At 65.3% G+C, this 18,617-nt stretch carries 20 protein-coding genes; 6 read left to right on the top strand and 14 right to left on the bottom strand.

Features of this window, described 5'->3' with window-relative positions; all coding sequences use genetic code 11:
* The first annotated feature begins 43 nt into the window (after positions 1 to 43).
* On the top strand, positions 44 to 298 hold the full coding sequence (locus BFL43_RS25620; protein WP_084896011.1) for a WhiB family transcriptional regulator: 255 nt from the start codon (positions 44 to 46) through the stop codon (positions 296 to 298).
* A 139-nt stretch (positions 299 to 437) separates the two neighbouring features.
* Here BFL43_RS25620 and BFL43_RS25615 read toward each other — a convergent pair whose 3' ends face one another.
* The 4 genes from BFL43_RS25615 to BFL43_RS25600 all read right to left on the bottom strand — a co-directional run bounded on the left by BFL43_RS25615 (position 438) and on the right by BFL43_RS25600 (position 3,537).
* Positions 438 to 1,934, bottom strand: a complete 1,497-nt coding sequence (locus BFL43_RS25615) for a histidine kinase N-terminal domain-containing protein (RefSeq protein ID WP_084896009.1) — start codon at positions 1,932 to 1,934, stop codon at positions 438 to 440.
* A 54-nt stretch (positions 1,935 to 1,988) separates the two neighbouring features.
* On the bottom strand, positions 1,989 to 2,207 hold the full coding sequence (locus tag BFL43_RS25610; protein ID WP_084834957.1) for a biotin/lipoyl-binding carrier protein: 219 nt from the start codon (positions 2,205 to 2,207) through the stop codon (positions 1,989 to 1,991).
* Positions 2,208 to 2,542: 335 nt separating this feature from the next.
* Positions 2,543 to 2,851: a mycothiol system anti-sigma-R factor gene (gene rsrA, locus BFL43_RS25605; protein ID WP_084896007.1), complete on the bottom strand. Its 309-nt coding sequence runs from the start codon at positions 2,849 to 2,851 to the stop codon at positions 2,543 to 2,545.
* Positions 2,848 to 3,537 carry a sigma-70 family RNA polymerase sigma factor gene (locus BFL43_RS25600; protein ID WP_276206122.1) on the bottom strand — a complete coding sequence of 230 codons (690 nt, stop codon included), beginning with the start codon at positions 3,535 to 3,537 and terminating at the stop codon, positions 2,848 to 2,850. The genes rsrA and BFL43_RS25600 overlap by 4 nt, the downstream gene beginning before the upstream one ends.
* Before the next feature lie 143 nt (positions 3,538 to 3,680).
* Here BFL43_RS25600 and BFL43_RS25595 point away from each other — a divergent pair, with 143 nt between their 5' ends.
* The gene (locus BFL43_RS25595; RefSeq protein ID WP_084896004.1) at positions 3,681 to 4,160 is read left to right on the top strand and encodes an aminoacyl-tRNA deacylase; all 480 of its coding nucleotides are present in this window, start codon (positions 3,681 to 3,683) and stop codon (positions 4,158 to 4,160) included.
* A 3-nt stretch (positions 4,161 to 4,163) separates the two neighbouring features.
* Here BFL43_RS25595 and BFL43_RS25590 read toward each other — a convergent pair whose 3' ends face one another.
* Positions 4,164 to 4,559 carry a helix-turn-helix domain-containing protein gene (locus BFL43_RS25590; RefSeq protein ID WP_084896002.1) on the bottom strand — a complete coding sequence of 132 codons (396 nt, stop codon included), beginning with the start codon at positions 4,557 to 4,559 and terminating at the stop codon, positions 4,164 to 4,166.
* 113 nt (positions 4,560 to 4,672) lie between these two features.
* On the opposite strand from BFL43_RS25590, the gene BFL43_RS25585 reads away from it, so the two are divergent.
* On the top strand, positions 4,673 to 5,575 hold the full coding sequence (locus BFL43_RS25585; RefSeq protein ID WP_084896000.1) for an NADP-dependent oxidoreductase: 903 nt from the start codon (positions 4,673 to 4,675) through the stop codon (positions 5,573 to 5,575).
* Positions 5,576 to 5,585: 10 nt separating this feature from the next.
* Here BFL43_RS25585 and BFL43_RS25580 read toward each other — a convergent pair whose 3' ends face one another.
* The 3 genes from BFL43_RS25580 to BFL43_RS25570 all read right to left on the bottom strand — a co-directional run bounded on the left by BFL43_RS25580 (position 5,586) and on the right by BFL43_RS25570 (position 7,565).
* Positions 5,586 to 5,984, bottom strand: coding sequence for a DUF5313 family protein (locus BFL43_RS25580; RefSeq protein WP_084895998.1), 399 nt, complete (start codon positions 5,982 to 5,984; stop codon positions 5,586 to 5,588).
* A complete protein-coding gene (locus tag BFL43_RS25575) occupies positions 5,981 to 6,718 on the bottom strand; it encodes an SOS response-associated peptidase (protein WP_084895996.1) in 738 nt (245 codons plus the stop codon). The genes BFL43_RS25580 and BFL43_RS25575 overlap by 4 nt, the downstream gene beginning before the upstream one ends.
* Before the next feature lie 97 nt (positions 6,719 to 6,815).
* Complete coding sequence (locus BFL43_RS25570) at positions 6,816 to 7,565, bottom strand: hypothetical protein (protein ID WP_143695555.1); 750 nt, start codon at positions 7,563 to 7,565, stop codon at positions 6,816 to 6,818.
* Between the two features lie 158 nt (positions 7,566 to 7,723).
* Between BFL43_RS25570 and aroA the strand changes: the two genes are divergently transcribed.
* The gene (gene aroA / locus BFL43_RS25565; RefSeq protein WP_084895992.1) at positions 7,724 to 8,986 is read left to right on the top strand and encodes a 3-phosphoshikimate 1-carboxyvinyltransferase; all 1,263 of its coding nucleotides are present in this window, start codon (positions 7,724 to 7,726) and stop codon (positions 8,984 to 8,986) included.
* Positions 8,983 to 9,975 (top strand): ribosome small subunit-dependent GTPase A, encoded by a 993-nt coding sequence (gene rsgA / locus BFL43_RS25560; protein WP_084896183.1) that lies wholly within the window; start codon positions 8,983 to 8,985, stop codon positions 9,973 to 9,975. The genes aroA and rsgA overlap by 4 nt, the downstream gene beginning before the upstream one ends.
* 76 nt (positions 9,976 to 10,051) lie before the next feature.
* On the opposite strand, the gene BFL43_RS25555 is transcribed toward rsgA, so the two are convergent.
* A complete protein-coding gene (locus BFL43_RS25555; RefSeq protein ID WP_084895990.1) occupies positions 10,052 to 11,305 on the bottom strand; it encodes a fatty acid desaturase in 1,254 nt (417 codons plus the stop codon).
* A gap of 110 nt (positions 11,306 to 11,415) precedes the next feature.
* Positions 11,416 to 12,714 (bottom strand): fatty acid desaturase, encoded by a 1,299-nt coding sequence (locus tag BFL43_RS25550; protein WP_084895988.1) that lies wholly within the window; start codon positions 12,712 to 12,714, stop codon positions 11,416 to 11,418.
* Positions 12,715 to 13,130: 416 nt separating this feature from the next.
* Here BFL43_RS25550 and BFL43_RS25545 point away from each other — a divergent pair, with 416 nt between their 5' ends.
* On the top strand, positions 13,131 to 14,585 hold the full coding sequence (locus BFL43_RS25545; protein WP_084895986.1) for a DEAD/DEAH box helicase: 1,455 nt from the start codon (positions 13,131 to 13,133) through the stop codon (positions 14,583 to 14,585).
* 94 nt (positions 14,586 to 14,679) lie between these two features.
* Here BFL43_RS25545 and BFL43_RS25540 read toward each other — a convergent pair whose 3' ends face one another.
* The 4 genes from BFL43_RS25540 to BFL43_RS25525 form a co-directional block, all read right to left on the bottom strand.
* Positions 14,680 to 15,801 carry a ferredoxin reductase gene (locus tag BFL43_RS25540; protein WP_084895984.1) on the bottom strand — a complete coding sequence of 374 codons (1,122 nt, stop codon included), beginning with the start codon at positions 15,799 to 15,801 and terminating at the stop codon, positions 14,680 to 14,682.
* 122 nt (positions 15,802 to 15,923) lie between these two features.
* Positions 15,924 to 16,448 carry a hypothetical protein gene (locus BFL43_RS25535; protein WP_084895982.1) on the bottom strand — a complete coding sequence of 175 codons (525 nt, stop codon included), beginning with the start codon at positions 16,446 to 16,448 and terminating at the stop codon, positions 15,924 to 15,926.
* A gap of 31 nt (positions 16,449 to 16,479) precedes the next feature.
* A complete protein-coding gene (locus BFL43_RS25530; protein WP_346425996.1) occupies positions 16,480 to 17,907 on the bottom strand; it encodes a wax ester/triacylglycerol synthase family O-acyltransferase in 1,428 nt (475 codons plus the stop codon).
* Positions 17,908 to 17,986: 79 nt separating this feature from the next.
* Positions 17,987 to 18,499: an Rv3235 family protein gene (locus tag BFL43_RS25525; protein ID WP_084895980.1), complete on the bottom strand. Its 513-nt coding sequence runs from the start codon at positions 18,497 to 18,499 to the stop codon at positions 17,987 to 17,989.
* Positions 18,500 to 18,617: the final 118 nt, after the last annotated feature.

The following is an 18,617-nucleotide window of genomic DNA, read 5'->3' as shown; positions in this document are numbered from 1 at the left end:
ACGGTTACGAGCGGCGCGAAGAGGCGCCTGAAGGAGCAGTAGGATGGACTGGCGTCACAACGCAATTTGTCGCGACGAGGATCCGGAGCTGTTCTTCCCGGTGGGAAACAGTGGCCCGGCTATCGCGCAAATTGCTGATGCGAAGCTCGTCTGCAACCGCTGCGCGGTTACAGCTGATTGCCTCACATGGGCACTGGAGTCGGGACAGGACGCAGGCGTTTGGGGCGGGATGAGCGAAGACGAGCGTCGTGCGCTCAAGCGGCGTAACGCACGCAGCCGCACCCGCAGCTCGGTCTAGCAACCGAGAGGGTGGTCACAGCCCAGAGACCACCAAACAGACAACCAACCCGGTGGCACAAGCCACCGGGTTTGTGTTGTTCTGGGGCCTGAAGGATTTCGCGCGATGTGCTCGGAATCACTCGGGGCTGCAACGCAATTCAGCGCAACGGTACGGTCAGGACCGCGTCGGTGCCACCCTGAAGACCGCCTCGCAGTTCGAGCTGACCCGCAAGTTCGATCTGCACCAGGGTGTGCACGATCTGCAGTCCCAGCCGGTCCGACTTCGACGGGTCGAAGCCGTCCGGCAACCCGATTCCGTTGTCGTGCACGGTGATGACAAGCTCACGGGTGCTTCGCGAGGTATCGATGAGCACCCGCCCGGACTGTTCCGGAGCGAAACCGTGCTCCACCGCGTTCTGGATCAATTCGGTCAGCACCATCACCATCGGCATCGCGAGATCAGATTTCAGAACGCCGATCTTGCCGATCCGCCGCACGGTGACCTGACTGCCCCCGGAGGCCACATCAGCCATCACGGGCACCAGCTGGTCGATCACGACGTCGAGGTCGACTTCCTCGTCCACACTCCCTGACAGCAGCTCATGGACCAGCGCTATGGACGCCACCCGACGGACGGCCTCGCCGAGCGCCTGCTTTGCCTCCGCGTTGGAGGTCCGCCGTGCCTGGAGCCGGAGTAGCGCAGACACACTCTGCAAATTGTTCTTCACGCGGTGGTGGATCTCGCGAATCGTCGCGTCTTTGCTGATCAACGCGAGATCCCGACGTTTGACCTCGGTCACGTCGCGCACGAGGACGACCGCACCCACGAGGGCGCCCCGCGGCCGGAGCGGCACCGCCCGGATGAGTACGGTCGCACGGTGGGCGTCCGCCTCGATCCGCATTCCGGCCTCGCCGGCAACGGCGGCCCGCAACATCGCAGCGGCCTCTTCCGACTCGAAAGGGTCGGTCAGCAGAGAGACGGTGACGTCCGCGAGATCGTTTCCACCGAGTTCGGAGTTCCACCCCATGCGGTGGTAGGCCGACAGTGCGTTGGGGCTCGCGTACTGCACGACACCGTGTTGGTCGACACGAATGAGGCCGTCGCCCACCCTCGGGGTCGACAGGCCGCGAGGATTGCCCTCGTACTGCGGAAAGGTCCCCTCGGACACCATCTGGCACAGGTCGTTGGCGCAGTCCTGGTAGGACACCTCGAGTGGTGAGGGCAGTCGTGGCTGCGTGAGATTGATCGCCCGGGCGAGAACCGCGATCACCGCGCCGTCGAACCGGACCGGGACTGCTTCTCGCCGGATCGCCACCGAACCCACCCAGGTCGGATCCTCCTCGCGCAGGATGCGTCCGGAAGCCAAGGCTCCGAAAACCTGTGGATTGTCACCGACGGCTATCGAGGTACCCACCACATCGGCTGGGAAGACCGTTGGCGCTGTATTGGGGCGACACTGCGCGACGCACACCATCTGCGTGGCGTCATCGCCGTCTGCCTTGGTGGTGCTGCGCTGCGAATGCACCCACAATTGCAGGTCCGCGAACGAGAGATCGGCGAGGAGTTGCCATTCGGCCACCACCCGTTGCAGGTGAGCACCTGCGGAGCCGATCAGCTCGGTGTGCTCGGCGAGAAGCTCGGACAGAGTCGACATCAGGAACGGGACCTACGTCTCAGTGGTCCGCGGTTCTCAATTCTCCCGCCGTTCTCAGTTCTCGATGACGGCGATGAGGTCTCCGGCCTGGATGACCTCGCCCACCTTGACCTTGACCTCGGTGATCGTGCCCGCCTCTTCGGCCAGCACCGGGATCTCCATCTTCATCGATTCCAGCAGCACCAAAGTGTCGCCTGCATCCACCGTCTGACCGGGGGTGACGACCACTTCGAGAACGCTCGCCACAATCTCTGCCACGACCTCTTCTGACATCGCCATCCTCCCGGAGTTGGTTTTCCGGTATCAACCTATCGCACCGAAGCGCGCAGCAGATTCATCGCAACGGCGCCGCCCGGTTTCCACGGGCCGCGTCCTCCGGGCTTCTCCGCAGGCGTCGCCGCATTTCAGCCGATGCCACTCCTCGTGTCACAATGGATCGCTGTCGGAAGGAGACTGCCATGGGAAAGCGTGGACGTAAGAAGCGGGCCCGCAAGAAGAACGCCGCGAACCACGGTAAGCGTCCCAACGCCTGATCGGTGTTGGTCCTCACCGGGGCTCGGCCCTTTTGTCAGGCCGTGATCGTCCCGCGCGCGCGAAGGAAGTGAAAACTATCCGCGCGTCTCGCGGATGATCACGGTCTTTCGAATTTCCAGGGTCAGCCGCTCTCGCAGACCGGCAGGAGCTTGCTCGCCGCCACACTTGCGGCTGACCAGGCTCTTCAATTGCTGCTCGATGCCGTAGTGCTCGAGGCAGGGTGCGCACGTGTCGATATGCGATTGCAGGCGTGCGCGTGCGTGCGTGTCGCACTCGTTGTCCAGCAGCAGCCAGACGTCCGCGATCACCGCCGAGCAATCGAGCCGCTCGGTTTCATCGATCTCTTCGGGCGATCCGCTGCCCGCTACGTCTCCGGTGCTCATCGGGCAATCTCCTGTTCCTGGTCGGCCTGGCCGCCGGCGCCTCGGCCGGGAGTTCCTCTGTTGAATCCACGCTCGCGCGCGACGTCGCCGAGCAGTTCCCGCAGCTGCTTACGGCCACGGTGCAGACGCGACATGACGGTTCCGATCGGGGTGTCCATGATCTGGGCGATCTCCTTGTAGGGCAGCCCCTCCACGTCGGCGTAGTACACAGCCATCCGGAAGTCTTCGGGCAACTCCTGCAAAGCTGCCTTGATGTCGTCGTCCGGCAGCGCGTCGAGCGCTTCGATCTCGGCTGATCGCAACCCGGTGGAGGTGTGCTCCGCCGTCGCGGCCAACTGCCAGTCGGTGATCTCATCGGTGGGATACTGCGCAGGCTGTCGTTGCCGCTTGCGATACCCGTTGATGTAGGTGTTCGTCAGGATGCGGTACAACCACGCCTTCAGGTTGGTACCGGCCTTGAACGATTTGAAGGCGGTGAACGCCTTCACATAGGTCTCTTGCACCAGATCTTCTGCGTCCGCGGGATTGCGCGTCATGCGCAATGCGGCTCCGTACATCTGATCGAGCAACGGCAGCGCATCACGCTCGAATCGGGCGAATTGCTCTTCCGGTGTCTCGGCTGTGGCTTCGGCTTCTGTCACGACAATCCCTTCAAGACCCGCGGGAAAATCAAGTCTGTCGAGCAAGCCTACCGACCCGGTCTGTTCCGAGTTACTGTGCACACCACACCTCCTTCGCAGATGACTCAACACCGCGCCGAGGTGGCTTGTTCCGGATATGTCCACTTTCGCCGACGCTGCATCTAAATCGCCTGGGAGAATGACCGGCTATGGCGGCAACAGCGGCGATCAAGGCTCTGGACCTGGGCGGCGTCAACCACCGTGTTCACAAGTACGCGACCACCTCGGACGGGGCGTGGGGACCTGAGGCCGTCGAGCACATGGCCGGCGTCGGGGCCGTACCTGAACAGATCTTCAAGACGCTCGTCATCGACGTCGGGGGCACGCTTGCGGTGGCAGTGATCCCGGTTCCCGAACGGTTGTCGCTCAAGTCGGCCGCCGCAGCCTTGAACCTCACCGGAAAAGCGACGATGGCCGACCCGAAGGACGTCATGCGGGTGACCGGTTATGTACTCGGCGGTGTCTCGCCCGTCGGCCAGAAGAAGACACTCCCGACAGTCATCGACGACAGCGCGCACCTGTGGGACACCGTGTTCTGCAGCGCCGGGAAGCGCGGCCTGGAGATCGAACTCGCCCCGGACGACCTCATCAGGGTGTGCGCCGCCGTCGTCGGCGACATCCTCGCCTGAAGGTCACCGCTCGTCGTAGCGGGCTCGCGCCTCGAACACCTCATCCATGTTGGATTCGGCCCACAGCTTGACCCCGTACATCAACTCCCGCAACGAATCTCCCAAGGGTGTCAGCGAGTAGTCCACCCGCACCGGCACACTCGCGGTCACGTTGCGTTCGACCAAGCCGTCTCGCTCTAGTGCTCTCAGAGTCTGCGTCAGCATCTTCTGACTGACCCCTGCCAATCGGCGGGAGAGCTCTGAATATCGCAGGGTCCCGTCACCGAGTGCGACCAGCACCAGCGACACCCATTTGTCACTCACCCGGTCCAAGAGCATTCGGCTCGGACATGCGGCCACATACGCGTCGTACTCGCGTTTTGCCTGATCTCTGCGTGCGGACGCGGTGGTGGTGGGCATCAGGGCTCACTTTCAGGTCAGTTACGCACTTTCAGGTGCCTACTTCCCAATAGAGAGTGCCAGCGGCAGGGTGGTTTTCGCAAGAGTCATTCATCCGATGAAAAGGACATCTCATGCGCGCAGTACTCACCACGGGGAACCAGGACCTGCGGGTCACCGACATCGCCACTCCAGAACCCGGCACCGGGCAAGTGCGGATCCGGGTACGGGCCGCCGCGGTCAACCCGGTGGATGTGGCCACCGCGGACGGCATGTTCCACAACCTCGGCCTGCTCCCAACGGACGCTGTCGTCGGGATCGGATGGGACGTCTCTGGAGTCGTTGACGCCGTCGGGGCCGAGGTCGGAGCATTCCGTCCCGGTGACGAGGTCGTCGGGTTGCGCACCGGATTCGACGCCGACATCGGAACGTACAGCGAACAAGTGGTTCTGAACGCCGATGCGATCGCACCCCTGCCGGCCGGCCTCGACCTCACCCGTGCCGCTGCGGTACCACTGATCGCCCAGACTGCGGCCCAGGCCATCGCCTTGCTGGGTCCGCAGGTCAAGACCCTGCTGGTCACCGGTTCGTCGGGCGGTGTCGGTAGTTATGCCATACCCCTCGCGGCCCGGCGGGGGCTCACCGTGACTGCTCTGGGCAAAGCCGACGACGCCGAACGCCTCCGGGAATCGGGCGCCGACGTCGTCGCGACATCGCTCGAAGACGTGCGGGGACAAAGGTTCGATGCGGTGCTTGACCCCGCCGTCATCGGAACCGATCTCTTCGCGTTCATCGTCGACGCCGGCCAGTACGTCGGTTTGATCCCGGCCGCCGTACCACCGTCAGAACGAGAGATCGAGGTCGAGGCCGTTTCCGTCCACGCCGACGGCGCGGAATTGGCAGGACTGCTGATCGACGTCGCAGCCGGGCGACTCCCGTTGCGCATCGCCGGCGAGTTCCCTCTTGCCGAGGTGGAGAAGGCCCACGCCGCGGTGGCGGCGAAAGCGGCCCCGGGCCGCCTGCTGGTGACGGCTTGAGCGGGTTCGCTCAGTCCGGCTTGCGCGGGTAGTTCGCCTCGTACTCGTTGCGGGTGACCTCGCGCCGAGCCCGCTGCTTGAAGTTGATGAGGTTGCCGTCGAGTCCGTTGCTGGTCAGCAGATGACGCCGATAGATACCCATCAGCGCGATCTCGAAATACACCAGCGGGACCAGCAGGAGCGCGATCATCCCGATGCGATAGACGAAGGGGCCGGGAACGAACAGCGCGAACGCGAGCAGGATCGGCAGGAACGGCAGTACGCCTCGGACGATGTAGCGGCGTCTGCTGCCCGGTCCGACCACATCACGAGCGACCCAGTCACGCATCGATTCCGGGAGGGGACGACCGAGCAGGTACTTGACGACCTGGAACGGGTTCGGTTTGGTCGCGGGTTGCCCGGTGCTCACACGCGCTCGATGAGATCGGCACGGTTGTTGCGGACGTTGTTCACATCGGTCGAGACCCGATAGGGCTCCAGGTGGGGTTCGGGTAGGGCGTCGAGCAGTTCTCGGGCCACATCGGCCTTTCCACTGGTGCAATCCAGCCATTGGTCTTGCAGATCCGGCGTGACGATCACCGGCGTGCGGTCGTGGATGTGCCCCAGGGCGTCGGCCGCGGGCCGGGTGATCACCGTGGTGGTCCAGAGCCATCGATCGGGATCGTCCTTGGCCTTGTCAGGGTCGGGCCACAATTCGTACAGCCCGGCGAACCCCAGGATCGGGGTGTCGGGGTCATGGAGGAAGTACGGGATCTTCTTTCCGTCGGGATCCTTGGTCCACTCGAAGAATCCCGCCGCGGGAAGGATGCATCGCCGCCGCGCTGCTGCTGCCTTGAACGACGGTTTCTCGGTCAGGGTCTCCGAGCGGGCGTTGATCATGCGGCTACCGATCTTGGGGTCCTTCGCCCAGCTGGGCACCAGGCCCCAGCGCAGGGGGCGCAGCTGCCGGGTCACGACGGGTTCGGAGTCGGCATCTTCCGGATCAGACCGCTCCGCTCGCTCGAGCACCGTCGGCACCGTCGTGGTCGGAGCGACGTTGTACGACGGTCGGTCCAGCGTGCTCGCGTCGTCCTCCGCCAAGGCGGCATCGAAGGCCGCAACCAGATCAGAAGTACTCGCCGTCGTGGCGTATCGCCCGCACATGGGACCCATTATCCACCCGCGAACCGACATCACCGACACGGCGAGGCCCCCCCCGACCGAGTCGAGGGGCGCCCGTCGTCTGTGATCGGTGACCGGGCTACTGGGCCGCGGCCTCCTGAACCTTCGCGATTTGCTTGTTGAGGAGATCGACGACGATCGCGTCGTCGTCGCTGTTCCAGTTTGCGGCACCCTCGCCGGTCAGCGAGACCTGAACACTCACGGTCGTGCCGTCCACGTAGGCGCCGGTCGACCGGATGGTGATGGGCACGCTGTCGGCGCCGACCGTGGCGGTGCCGGTACTCACGAGGGTCTTGGCCGGAACCGTGCTCCCTTCGACGTCTTCGACGGAGTTCTCCATCTCCGCGACGAGTTCTGCACCGTTGTCGGTTGGACCACGCAAGGTCATCGCCGGGCAGGCCTCGATGTCGCTCGCGACGTCGTCGAGGCTGCCGTTCTGTCCGAGGAGCACCTCGGTCTCGATGCTGGTGCCATCCGTCAGGGTGTACTCGACCCTGGCCTTGTCGAATTGGTCGGTGCCCTCGTCCATCTCCACGATGGCCGCACAGTTCGCGGGAGTGACCTCGGGGTCGGAGTCCTCGTCGGCATCAATGGCCGCCTTGTCCAGCACGACGTACTCACCGCCGCCGGGGAAATCGGACTCGGCGAGCATGAGGTCCTCTGCTCGCGCGTCCAGCTCCGCCGCGACCGCCTCGGCGGTGCTCGAGGGCGCGGCGCTCGCCGAAGAGTCCGCGCTGTCAGACGAGTCGTCGGAACATGCCGACAGGGTCAAAAGTGCTGCCGCACAGACTGCGATCGCTGCGCCGCCACGGGAAAGGGCAAGTTTCATGAAAAGAACATAGCGGGCAAAACGCTGTCAGAACCCCGATTGTCCGTCATTCGGCAGACTCGTCGCCGTCGGCCGGACAGGGGCAAGATCTGTGCGGTGAACGGGGCATGATCAGCGAGACGAACAGGGCACCTCGGGCCACATGAAAGACTGTCAACGTGAATGCATGGAATGCCCCGTACGCCCCGGCGCGAGTGCACGCCACCGTCACCCTGCCCGGTAGCAAGTCGATCACCAATCGGGCGTTGATCCTGGCGGCGCATGCCGATGGCCCCTCGACGCTGGCCGGGACACTGCGCAGTCGCGACACCGACCTCATGCTGACCGCGCTCGAGTCGCTCGGTGTCGGCGTCGAGGCGGAACCGGCCGACCCCACCACCGTCACGATCACGCCGGCACCGATGCACGGAGCCGTCATCGACTGTGGACTGGCCGGCACGGTCATGCGTTTCGTACCCGCGCTCGCCGCCCTGGCAGAGGGCAAGGTCGAGTTCGACGGCGACGAGCAGGCCCGCAGCCGTCCGCTCCACACGATCCTCGACGCGCTGGCGGACATCGGCGTCGACATCGACGGCCGCGCGCTCCCCTTCACCGTCCGCGGCACCGGGGCGGTGCGGGGTGGCGACGTCACGGTCGACGCGTCCGCGTCCTCACAATTCGTCTCCGGGCTGCTGCTCTCGGGCACACGCTTCACCGACGGTCTGACGGTCCACCACGTCGGCGCGCCGGTGCCGTCGATGCCGCACATCGACATGACTGTCGAGATGTTGGGCGAGGCAGGCGTCGTGGTGGACACCACGGTTGCCGACCGCTGGCGGATCGACCCGGGGCCGGTGCACGCCGTCGACTGGCAGATCGAGCCCGACCTGTCGAACGCAGCAGCATTCCTGGCCGCAGCGGCGGTCACCGGAGGGCAGATCAGCGTGCCCCGGTGGCCCGCGCGGACCACCCAGCCCGGAGCCGTCATCGTGGACATCCTCGAGGCGATGGGCTGCCGGAGCGTCGTCATCGACGGCATGCTGACGATCACCGGACCTGATGTGCTGCAGGGTATTTCCTGGGACATGAGCGCAGTCGGCGAACTGACGCCGACCGTCGCCGCGATGTGCGCCCTGGCCAACGGGCGCTCGGAATTGTCTGGGATCGCGCATCTGCGCGGGCACGAGACCGATCGCCTCGCCGCGCTGGTCACCGAGATCACCAGGCTCGGCGGTGGGTGCAGCGAGACCTCCGACGGGCTGATCATCGATCCTGCACCGCTGCACGCCGGGCTCTGGCGTGCCTACGCAGATCACCGCATGGCAACCGCAGGCGCTCTGATCGGGCTGGTGACCGACGGTGTCCAGGTGGACGACGTACAGACCACCGAAAAGACACTCCCCGACTTTCCTGCGATGTGGGCCGGGATGATCCGCGGTTGAGCAAGCGGCAGTACGACGAGTCCGACGTCCGGGTGCGCCCGGGCAGGAGCAGTCGTCCGCGTACCAAGACCCGTCCGGAACACAACGATGCCGAAACCGCGATGGTGGTCTCGGTCGACCGTGGCCGGTGGGGTGTTGTGCTCGAGGAAGATCCGAGCACCCGGGTGGTGTGCATGCGGGCACGCGAACTCGGACGGACCCCGATCGTGGTCGGCGACGACGTGTCTGTCGTCGGTGACCTGTCCGGCAAGACCGACACCCTCGCTCGCATCGTGCGGGTCGCCGAGCGCCGAACCGTCCTGCGACGCACCGCCGACGACACAGACCCCTACGAGCGGATCGTTGTCGCCAATGCCGACCAGCTCCTCATCGTCACGGCCCTTGCGGATCCCCCGCCACGCACCGGATTCGTCGAAAGAGCCCTGGCTGCTGCGTATGTCGGCGGACTCACGCCGGTGTTGTGTCTGACCAAGGGCGACCTGGCCGACCCCGACTCGTTCCGGGCCGCGTTCGCCGATCTCGATTTGCCGGTCCTGATCGCCGGCCGCGACGATCCGATCGAGCCTGCTCAGGAACTGCTGGCGGGCAAGATCACCGCCTTGATCGGGCACAGTGGCGTCGGCAAGTCGACGCTGATCAACCGGCTCGTCCCGGACGCCTATCGGGCAACGGCCGTCGTGTCCGGGGTAGGCAAGGGCCGGCACACGTCGACCCAGTCGGTTGTCTTGCCCTTGCCCGGCGGCGGCTGGGCCGTCGACACCCCGGGCATCCGGTCATTCGGACTCGCCCACATCGGACCCGAAGACGTCATCCGGGCGTTCGACGACCTCAGCGCCGCGATCGAGAACTGCCCACGCGGCTGCACCCACTTCGGTCCCCCGGCCGACCCGGAATGTGCCCTCGACGCGCTGACCGGTCAGCACCACCGGCGCGCCATGGCGGTGCGCGAACTGCTCGTCTCCCTCAGCGTCGCCAACCCCTGGGACTGACCCGCAAACGCTCCGCAAATCAGAAGACGAGCCACCTACAGGTGGCGCGTCTTCGTAAAGGTGGATCGTTTGCGGATCAGCTGGCGTGCACTGCTTTTCGCCGGGCAGCAACCTCAGCGATCGCGGTCTTGAGACCGGCTCGCTTCTCTTCACCCGCGGCGGCCAACTGCTTGCCCCGGACGGCCGCAGCCGACCGCAAACCGGTGAACTTCTTCTCCGATGCGGTCTCGGGCGCGTCGTCCGCGGTCGCTTTGAGGAACCGGTCGGGCAGCGACAGCTTGCTGATGGTCCGGAATGTCTGCCAGTACTGCCGAGACAACGACCCCGTGGTGTACGGGAGGTCGTACTTCTCGCACAGCTCGCGGATCCGGACGCCGATCTCGGCGTAACGGTTGGACGGCAGGTCCGGGTAGAGGTGGTGCTCGATCTGGTAGCAGAGATTGCCACTCATGAACGCCATCGCGGGTCCGGCCTTGAAGTTCGCGGTGCCGAGCATCTGCCGCAGATACCACTGACCGTGGGTCTCCTCGACCAGTGTCTCCTCCGTGAACTTCTCGGCGCCGTCGGGGAAATGCCCGCAGAAGATGACGACGTAGGCCCAGAAGTTCCGGACGACGTTGGCGGTGAGGTTGGCCGTCAACGTGCGACGGGCGGCTTTGCCGGACAGCAGCGGGAAGATCACATAGTCCTTGGCCAGCTGCCGGGCCACCTTCCTGCCGAACGCCTTGATCTGGGGAACAGCGATCTCTTTGGGCTTGTTGCCGGCGAGATATTCCTTGATCTCCAGGTCGTGAAGGCCGATGCCCCACTCGAACGTGGCCGCCAGCAGCAGATTCGCCAGCGGTTGGGTCGCGTGCTTCCACTGCCACGGCTCGTCGCGCGTGACCCGGAGCAGCCGGTAACCCACGTCGTGATCCATGTTGATCACGTTCGTGTACTTGTGATGGATGTAGTTGTGGGAGTGCTTCCAGTGTTCGGAGGCACAGACCATGTCCCATTCCCAGGACGTCGAGTGGATTTCTGGATCGTTCATCCAGTCCCACTGGCCATGCATGACGTTGTGGCCGAGTTCCATGTTCTCGATGATCTTGGCCACCGACAGCATCGCGGTTCCCGCAAGCCAGAATCCGCGATTGCGACTGCCCAGCAGGGTCAGTCGACCGCCGGCCTCCAGAATCCGCTGTGCCGCAATCGTTCGACGCAGATACCGCGCGTCGCGCACTCCACGATCGGATTCGATCTCGCGTCGCAAAGCATCGAGTTCGGCGCCGAGTGCTTCGACGTCGGCTTCGGTGAGATGCGCGTATTCGTTTATGTCAGTGATTGCCATTGCGCGTGGTTACTCCTCGCCGGCGTAGTTCCCGGCCGCAGCAGGCCTGGACGTGATGTGTTGTTTCATTGTCCATACGTTCCGGCGTACTGGCGAACCGGAGACGCAGATCACGCAGCCCGGACGCCGTCGGCCTGGGCGCGACGCAGTTTCGTCACCGGAGACCGCTTGCGACGAAGGTTCTTGATCGCACTGCGCAGACCGCTGCGCTTACCGGTCGCAGGATCGATGGACGCCACGAGGCGCTGCTCGGGATCATTCTTGAACCGTCGCTCGGATGCGGTTTCGGGTGCGTCGTCAACCGTGGCCTTGAGGTACTTGTTCGGTAGCGACAGTTTGGCGATCGTCCGCCACGACTTTCCGTACTGCACCAGGAACGGTCCCGTGGTGTACGGCAGATCGTACTTCTCGCACAGCGCCTGGACCCGAACCGAGATCTCGGCCAAGCGGTTGCTCGGCAGATCGGGGAACAGGTGATGCTCGATCTGGTAGCAGAGGTTTCCGCTCATGAAGGCCATCGGCTTACCGGCATGGAAGTTCGCGCTGCCCAGCATCTGCCGCAAGTACCACTGCGCCTGTGTCTCGTTCTCCATGTCGCGCTTGGTGAACTTCTCCGCGCCGTCCGGGAAGTGGCCGCAGAAGATCACGGCGTTGGTCCAGATGTTGCGGATGGTGTTGCCGACGAAGGTCGCGGTCATCGCTCGTCCCCAGGCATTCCAGGACCGGTTGGCACCGCCGGCCAATGCGGGGTACACGACGTAGTCCTTGCTGATCTGCCTACCGACCTTGATACCGACGTCCTTCAGGTCCTTCTTGAAGGCCTCCGGATTCGGATGCTTGCCGGCGGCGACGCGACCGAGCTCGAGATGCTGGACGGCGACGCCGTACTGGAAGAACAGCATAAGCAACGTGTTGAAAGGGATGTTGCCCAGGTTGAACGGCTTCCACCGCTGGTCGCGGGTGACCCGGATCAGTCCGTAGCCCACGTCGTCATCCATGCCCAGGACGTTCGTGTACTTGTGATGGATGTAGTTGTGGGTGTGCTTCCAGTGCGCCGACGGGCCGGTGTTGTCCCACTCCCAGCTGGTCGAATGCACCTCGGGGTCGTTCATCCAATCCCACTGTCCGTGCATGACGTTGTGGCCGAGCTCCATGTTCTCCACGATCTTGGAGACACCGAGAGCGCCGGCGCCCAGCGCCCAGAGCTTGCGGTCGCGGGCACCGAAGAGCAGGGCCCGGCCGGACAGCTCGAGGGTCCGCTGGAATCGGATGGTGTTGCGGATGTACTTGGCGTCGCGTTCACCGCGGTCGGCCTCGATGTCGCGGCGGATGGCATCGAACTCCGCGCCGAGCGCTTCGACATCGGCGTCGGTCAGGTGGGCGTACTCGGGAATGTCGGAAATAGCCATCGAAAAAACTCCTCTGGGTACTCTTCACGGAGGGTCAGCGTCGAAGCTGAGAGCAACCTACGGGTACGTAACTTACGCCATCGTAGGTTCCGGAACCGTAAGTTGTCCAGTGGGGTGAGACTCACCTCACGCCTCCGCCGAGTCCACTTTTGCTCCAGCTGCGAGCTATAGTTGTCGGGTACTCCGCGCCAAATGCGCGGAACCGTCGTGGAACTGCTTCCTCGTGATATGGCTGCCGGAGAGATTCGGTGCCATCTTTATGAGTCGATCAAACCCACTGAGCTATTCACACGGCGATCGTTACTGCCCACCCACACCGGTGGCCGAGTTTGAACCGGCCCAGGCGTGCGGCAGTCGCGCCCACCAGCGGTGAATCGTGCTCGAGACACCGCGTAAAACGGAAACGTGATTTTTTGATGACTCCTGTTTTGAATTCCACCGCAACCAGCCCGGCCACGGCGTCGTTCGCCGACCTCGGCGTACCCCCGCGCCTGGTGAAGGTGCTGACCGCCGGCGGCATCACCGCCCCCTTCCCCATCCAGGCCGACACCCTGCCGGACAGCCTCTCCGGACGCGATGTCCTCGGACGCGGTAAGACCGGAAGCGGCAAGACCCTGGCGTTCGCCATCCCGATGGTCGCTCGTCTCGCTGAAGGCACCTCTGCAGGTGCAGGCCGCCCCCGTGGCCTGATCCTTGCTCCCACCCGCGAGCTCGCAACGCAGATCACCGCCGTGGTCCAGCCGATGGCAGCCGCCCTCGGCCTGAGCGTGACCACCATCTTCGGTGGCGTGCCGCAGGGCCGTCAGGCCTCTGCACTGCGCGGCGGCGTCGACATCGTCGTGGCCTGCCCCGGTCGGCTCGAAGACCTCATGCGCCAGCGCCTCGTGCGTCTGGACCGCGTCGAGATCTCCGTTCTCGATGAGGCCGACCACATGGCTGACCTGGGCTTCCTGCCCGGCGTCACCCGCATCCTCACCGCCACCCCGACCGGTGGACAGCGCCTGCTGTTCTCGGCGACGTTGGACAACGGCGTCGACAAGCTGGTCAAGCGCTTCCTGGATCAGCCGGTCATGCACTCGGTCGACGAGGCCACCTCGCACGTCTCGGCGATGACCCACCACATCTTCGAGGTGTCCGGCCAGGATTCGAAGAAGGGCGTCGTATTCGCCCTCGCTTCGGGCCGCGGCCGTCGGATCCTGTTCATGCGCACCAAGCACCAGGCCCGCAAGCTGGCCAAGCAGCTCACCGATGCCGGCATCCCCAGCGTCGACCTGCACGGCAACCTCTCGCAGGGTGCCCGCGACCGTAACCTGCTGGCCTTCTCCAGCGGCAAGGCGCGTGTTCTCGTCGCCACCGACGTCGCAGCCCGCGGCGTGCACGTCGATGACGTCGAGCTCGTCGTCCACGTCGATCCCCCCACCGAGCACAAGGCTTACCTGCACCGCTCGGGCCGTACTGCCCGCGCAGGCAGCGCAGGCGACGTGGTCACCCTGACCCTGCCGGAACAGCGCCGCGACATGTCGCAGCTGCTGCGCAAGGCCGCGATCAAGGCCACCCCGATCAAGGTGACCTCCGATTCCGAGCAGCTCAAGACACTCGTCGGCGAGCCTGCCGATCTGGTGGCGCCCCCGGCAGTCACGAACGTTCCGAACCGGACCGCCAAGGCGCCCGGCAGCAGCCGTTCCGGCGGCGGCCGTCGTCCGGCCCGTCCGACCGCCAACGGCTCCGCACCCTACGAGGGTCGTGGCCGCGGACAGAGCGCCCGATCAGAAGGTGGTCGCGCTGAGAACGGTCGCACCCGCGGCCACACCGGCCAGGGCGGCAGCCGTCGCACCAGCACCAGCCGTACCGGTTCCGGTAGCGCCCGCTAGACCCCGGCACCACAAACAAACCCACCCGTTCTTGGCAAACCCACTCGTTGCAACGAGTGGGTTTGCCCAGACGAGGTGGGTTTGTGCGTTCGGATCAGACCTCGAGCGTGCAGTCGCCCGCGGCGACGCTGACACACGTCTGAATACGTTCGCCCTCAACATGTTCGACGCCACTGCGGAGGTCGCGCACACAGCCTTTGCCGAGCATGACGACACAGCTCTGGCAGATGCCCATCCGGCAACCGAACGGCATCTGGACCCCCGCTGCCTCTCCCGCCGCCATGAGCGTCGTTGCGCCGTCGACCGTGGTGGTCTTGCCGGTGGTCGCGAACGTGATGGTCCCACCCTCGGCACCGACCTCTCCCCGCTCGAGCGCGAACCGTTCGATGTGCAGGTGATCGCGCAGGCCGGCCTGCGTCCACATGTGGGTCAGCGAATCCAGTAGGGGCGCAGGACCACACGCCCACGTCTGTCGCTGTGCCCAGTCCGGGACGAGCTCGTCCAGCCGCGCGTCGTCGATCTTGCCCTCGGTGCGGGTCAGCTGAATGTGCGCGCGCAACAGACCCTCCGCCTCGAGCTCCTTCAATTCTTGCCCGAACATCACGTCATCGACTGTCGGAACCGAGTGGATCAACTGGACGTCGGTGTGCTGCCTTCGTGAGGCCATTGTGCGCAACATCGACATGATCGGTGTGATGCCGCTTCCGGCGGTGACGAAGAGCAGTTTCTCGGGAAGCTCTGCCGGGAGAACGAACTCGCCCTGCGGTGCGGCCAGGCGCACGACCGTCCCCGGCGCCAGTCCGTTCACCAGGTGGCCGGAGAGGAACCCCTCGGCCATCGCCTTCACCGTGATCGACACCAGCTTGCTGCGCCCTTCACCCGAGGTGCGCGGCACCGACGTCAGCGAATACGACCGCCAGGTCCAGCGGCCCTCCACGAGCACGCCGATACCCATGTACTGGCCGGGCTGATAGTCGAAGGAGAAGCCCCAGCCCGGCTTGATGACGATCGTGGCCGAGTCCGAGGTCTCGGGCAGGACCTCGACGATCTTGCCGCGCAGCTCGCGCGCTGACCACAGCGGGTTGGCCAGGTGCAGGTAGTCGTCAGGAAGCAGTGGCGTGGTGACCCGGGCCGCGAGCGCGCGAATGGTGTTCATCGCCCGGTGGCGACTCGCGACGTCCCGTACCGGCTCTTCCAATCGTTCACGCCAACCCACTTGATGCCTCCATTCGACGAGCCCGTGTCACGCTAACCTACGCAACCGTAGGTTAGGCGACGGCGTCGCGCCAGATGAGGTCGGTCACCTGGGACCATCAGTCACCGCCGACGTTGTCCCGGTCAGAGCAGCTCGAGCAGGAACGGAAGCTCCTGAGTGGCGTACCAACCCAGGTCGAAGTCTTCGACGTCGCCGACGGCGAGCTCTGAGTCCTCGTCCCCGAGGTCCGCGGAATCGACCAACGCGACAGCCCTGATCACCTTGTCCTCGGCGTCTGCGCCGTCGACAAGAATCGAGGCGACAGCCGAAAGCGATACCAGTCCGCCGACTTTCACGACCGCAGCATCGAGATCCGGCCGCAACTTCACCTCTTCGACGTCGGCGGCGATGACAACTCGACGCGCGGGTAACGCCGGTGCATCCGCAGACTCGGCGGGCTCGTCGTCGCTGTCGGCGGCGATGAGCCGCAGCGACGCCCTCGCGGCCTCACGGATCGCGGCTTCAGCGAGTTCCTCGTCGTCACCGTCGACATACGATTCACGCAGAGCGGGGGTGAGGGCGAACGCCGTGCCTCCCACCGGACGGAAGTCGCCGGCTTCGTTGAGCGCCACCAGCATCGACAGCGTGGCGGGCAGATAAATTCTCATGTGACCTTTCTCGGGGCACGGCGGGCGTGGATCACCTTGTGCCGGGAAGTAATTCTTCGAACGAATCGGTGAGGTACTCGGTCATCGCACCCAGGTCCCACATCACTGTCCGATCGGCGTTGAAGGCGAAATAGATTCGCCCGTTGTATGACGTGAGCCCCACGGCCAGAGCGCGATTGCGCACCATGACCGGCACCGGATAGATGGCCAGGACCTCGTTACCCGCGAGGTACTGCGCAGCCCTGGGGCCGCGTGCGATCGTGATCGGCACGTTGAACGCGCGCCGCGACAACGATGCCGCCGCCCGGGCACTCATGGCATGGAAGGTCGCCGGGCCGATTTCCGGGATCCATGGCTCCATACCCATGGCCCCGCGTCGGTTCGACTGCGAGTGACGGTCGGCCAGTTGCGCGACCTGCGACAAACGCACTGCCGGGTTCGGCTCTCCCACAGGGAGATCGGTGACGAAGCCATGCAGTCCACCCGCCATCCACTCCGTCGAGCTGCCGGAGTCGGCGGCATCGAACTCGGCGGCGTCGCCCACCAGTGGATACGCCGACAACGGAACCATCGCCCGCACCGTCTCGACTTGGTCGACGGCCTGCTCCCTCGACAGCAGCCAGCGCCGCAACGCGCCCGCGATCGCGGCCAGGATGACATCGTTCGGTGCGCACCCATGGCGTTCGGCGATGTCGACACAGTCATCGGCGGAACAGGAGGCAACGGTGAACCGCCGGGCAGGTGCGGTCCCACCGTTCAACGGGCTCGGCGGCGCCGAACTGGTGGCCATCTTCATGACGGTCTCGACCCGGCGGGCAGCACCGAGGAACGCCTGGCCCACCGAGGCGACCTGGTTGGTCGCCGCGCGGACCTGATCGACCATCTCCCACGGCCTGGTCAGCACATCCGTGATCGCACCGACCACGAGCTCTCCACTGCCGGGCTCCCGGTCCGGCAACCAGAGATCTTCGGGCATCGCCGGGGATTCGCGGGTGTCGTCGACAATGATCTGGTTGATCTCCAGCGCTTCGTGCCCGTCGACCAACGCCCGGTGGGTCTTGGTCAGGATCGCCATCCGGTCGTCGGCGAGCCCCTCGACCAGATACATCTCCCACAGTGGCCGCGTGCGGTCCAGCGGCCGCGACATCAACCGCGCGACGAGGTCGTGCAGTTGGTCGTCGGCGCCCGGACTCGGAAGCGCGGATCTGCGCACGTGGTAGGTGATGTCGAACTCGCGGTCGTCCACCCACACCGGACGTGCCAGACCGAGCGTCACCTCACGAATCTTCTGCCGGTACCGCGGGACCAGCTGCAACCGGCTTTCGACCGTGCTGAGCAACGTGGGGTAGTCCAGACCACCCGGGTGGCGCTCGAGAATCAGCAGCGATCCCACCTGAGTGGTGGCGCCGCGCTCGTCCAGGTAGTAGAACATCGAGTCCTGAGGCGACAGCCGGTTCACATCGGCAATCGTAGCCGCCGGGTGAGTTGCGGGCGCAGTCACGGCAAGGGCGTGGCGAGGTCACCCACGGCAGCGCGATTCACCCGACGGTGATCGCGACCAGCATCCAGCGCCACTGTTTGCGTCGGGGTGCGGTCGGCGTGGCAGCGGGCATCGTGATCAAACGCCTCTCCACCCGCGCGCCCATGGCGTGCACGCGCTCCCCGCGGCGATAGACCACGGTGATCTCCGCGGCGTCCGGCCGGGAACTCTGGCTGTGCAACCGCAACAGGGTGGAGGTCGCCGGCGCCCTGGTAGCACTTCCCGAGGCCAACAGCACTCGGAACTGATCCGCGATGTGTGGCAGGGCCACCCTGCCCAACTGCCCGATCGGTCGCCTTCGATCCATGACCTCCAGCACCAATTTGATTGCTCCGGTGGCGAACTGCCGTATCTCGACGTTCACGGCCTCCGGACGCGGCGGCGCGGTCGGTTGCCGGGTGGGCGCCCTCAGAGGCTCTCGGAACCGCGAAGCCGATTCGCGGGCCTCGGGCTCGTACCGCGGCACCGGAATCACCCGCAGGCGCTCGGGCGGCTGGTCGATATAGGTCATCTGGGCACTGCGAGCTGAAGTCATTACGCCCCCCGGCGAGTTCGCGACACCGACCGGCATCGCCGGCCCGGTACCAAGAAAACCCGGGTACCAGCAGTACGACGTGTACTACGGCACC

This window comes from Williamsia sp. 1135, assembly GCF_002095395.1.
Taxonomy (GTDB): Bacteria; Actinomycetota; Actinomycetes; order Mycobacteriales; family Mycobacteriaceae; genus Williamsia.
The sequence above is the reverse complement of the archived record's forward strand: the minus strand, read 5'-3'. Positions and strand labels throughout refer to the sequence as shown.

What these genes read in the sequence shown, in the direction of transcription:
- BFL43_RS25620 (WP_084896011.1), top strand. Translation starts at nt 44, where the DNA reads ATGGACTGGCGTCACAACGCAATTTGTCGCGACGAGGATCCGGAGCTG.
- BFL43_RS25615 (WP_084896009.1), bottom strand. Translation starts at nt 1,934, where the DNA reads ATGTCGACTCTGTCCGAGCTTCTCGCCGAGCACACCGAGCTGATCGGC.
- BFL43_RS25610 (WP_084834957.1), bottom strand. Translation starts at nt 2,207, where the DNA reads ATGTCAGAAGAGGTCGTGGCAGAGATTGTGGCGAGCGTTCTCGAAGTG.
- rsrA (WP_084896007.1), bottom strand. Translation starts at nt 2,851, where the DNA reads ATGAGCACCGGAGACGTAGCGGGCAGCGGATCGCCCGAAGAGATCGAT.
- BFL43_RS25595 (WP_084896004.1), top strand. Translation starts at nt 3,681, where the DNA reads ATGGCGGCAACAGCGGCGATCAAGGCTCTGGACCTGGGCGGCGTCAAC.
- BFL43_RS25590 (WP_084896002.1), bottom strand. Translation starts at nt 4,559, where the DNA reads ATGCCCACCACCACCGCGTCCGCACGCAGAGATCAGGCAAAACGCGAG.
- BFL43_RS25585 (WP_084896000.1), top strand. Translation starts at nt 4,673, where the DNA reads ATGCGCGCAGTACTCACCACGGGGAACCAGGACCTGCGGGTCACCGAC.
- BFL43_RS25575 (WP_084895996.1), bottom strand. Translation starts at nt 6,718, where the DNA reads ATGTGCGGGCGATACGCCACGACGGCGAGTACTTCTGATCTGGTTGCG.
- BFL43_RS25570 (WP_143695555.1), bottom strand. Translation starts at nt 7,565, where the DNA reads ATGAAACTTGCCCTTTCCCGTGGCGGCGCAGCGATCGCAGTCTGTGCG.
- BFL43_RS25555 (WP_084895990.1), bottom strand. Translation starts at nt 11,305, where the DNA reads ATGGCAATCACTGACATAAACGAATACGCGCATCTCACCGAAGCCGAC.
- BFL43_RS25550 (WP_084895988.1), bottom strand. Translation starts at nt 12,714, where the DNA reads ATGGCTATTTCCGACATTCCCGAGTACGCCCACCTGACCGACGCCGAT.
- BFL43_RS25545 (WP_084895986.1), top strand. Translation starts at nt 13,131, where the DNA reads ATGACTCCTGTTTTGAATTCCACCGCAACCAGCCCGGCCACGGCGTCG.
- BFL43_RS25535 (WP_084895982.1), bottom strand. Translation starts at nt 16,448, where the DNA reads ATGAGAATTTATCTGCCCGCCACGCTGTCGATGCTGGTGGCGCTCAAC.
- BFL43_RS25525 (WP_084895980.1), bottom strand. Translation starts at nt 18,499, where the DNA reads ATGACCTATATCGACCAGCCGCCCGAGCGCCTGCGGGTGATTCCGGTG.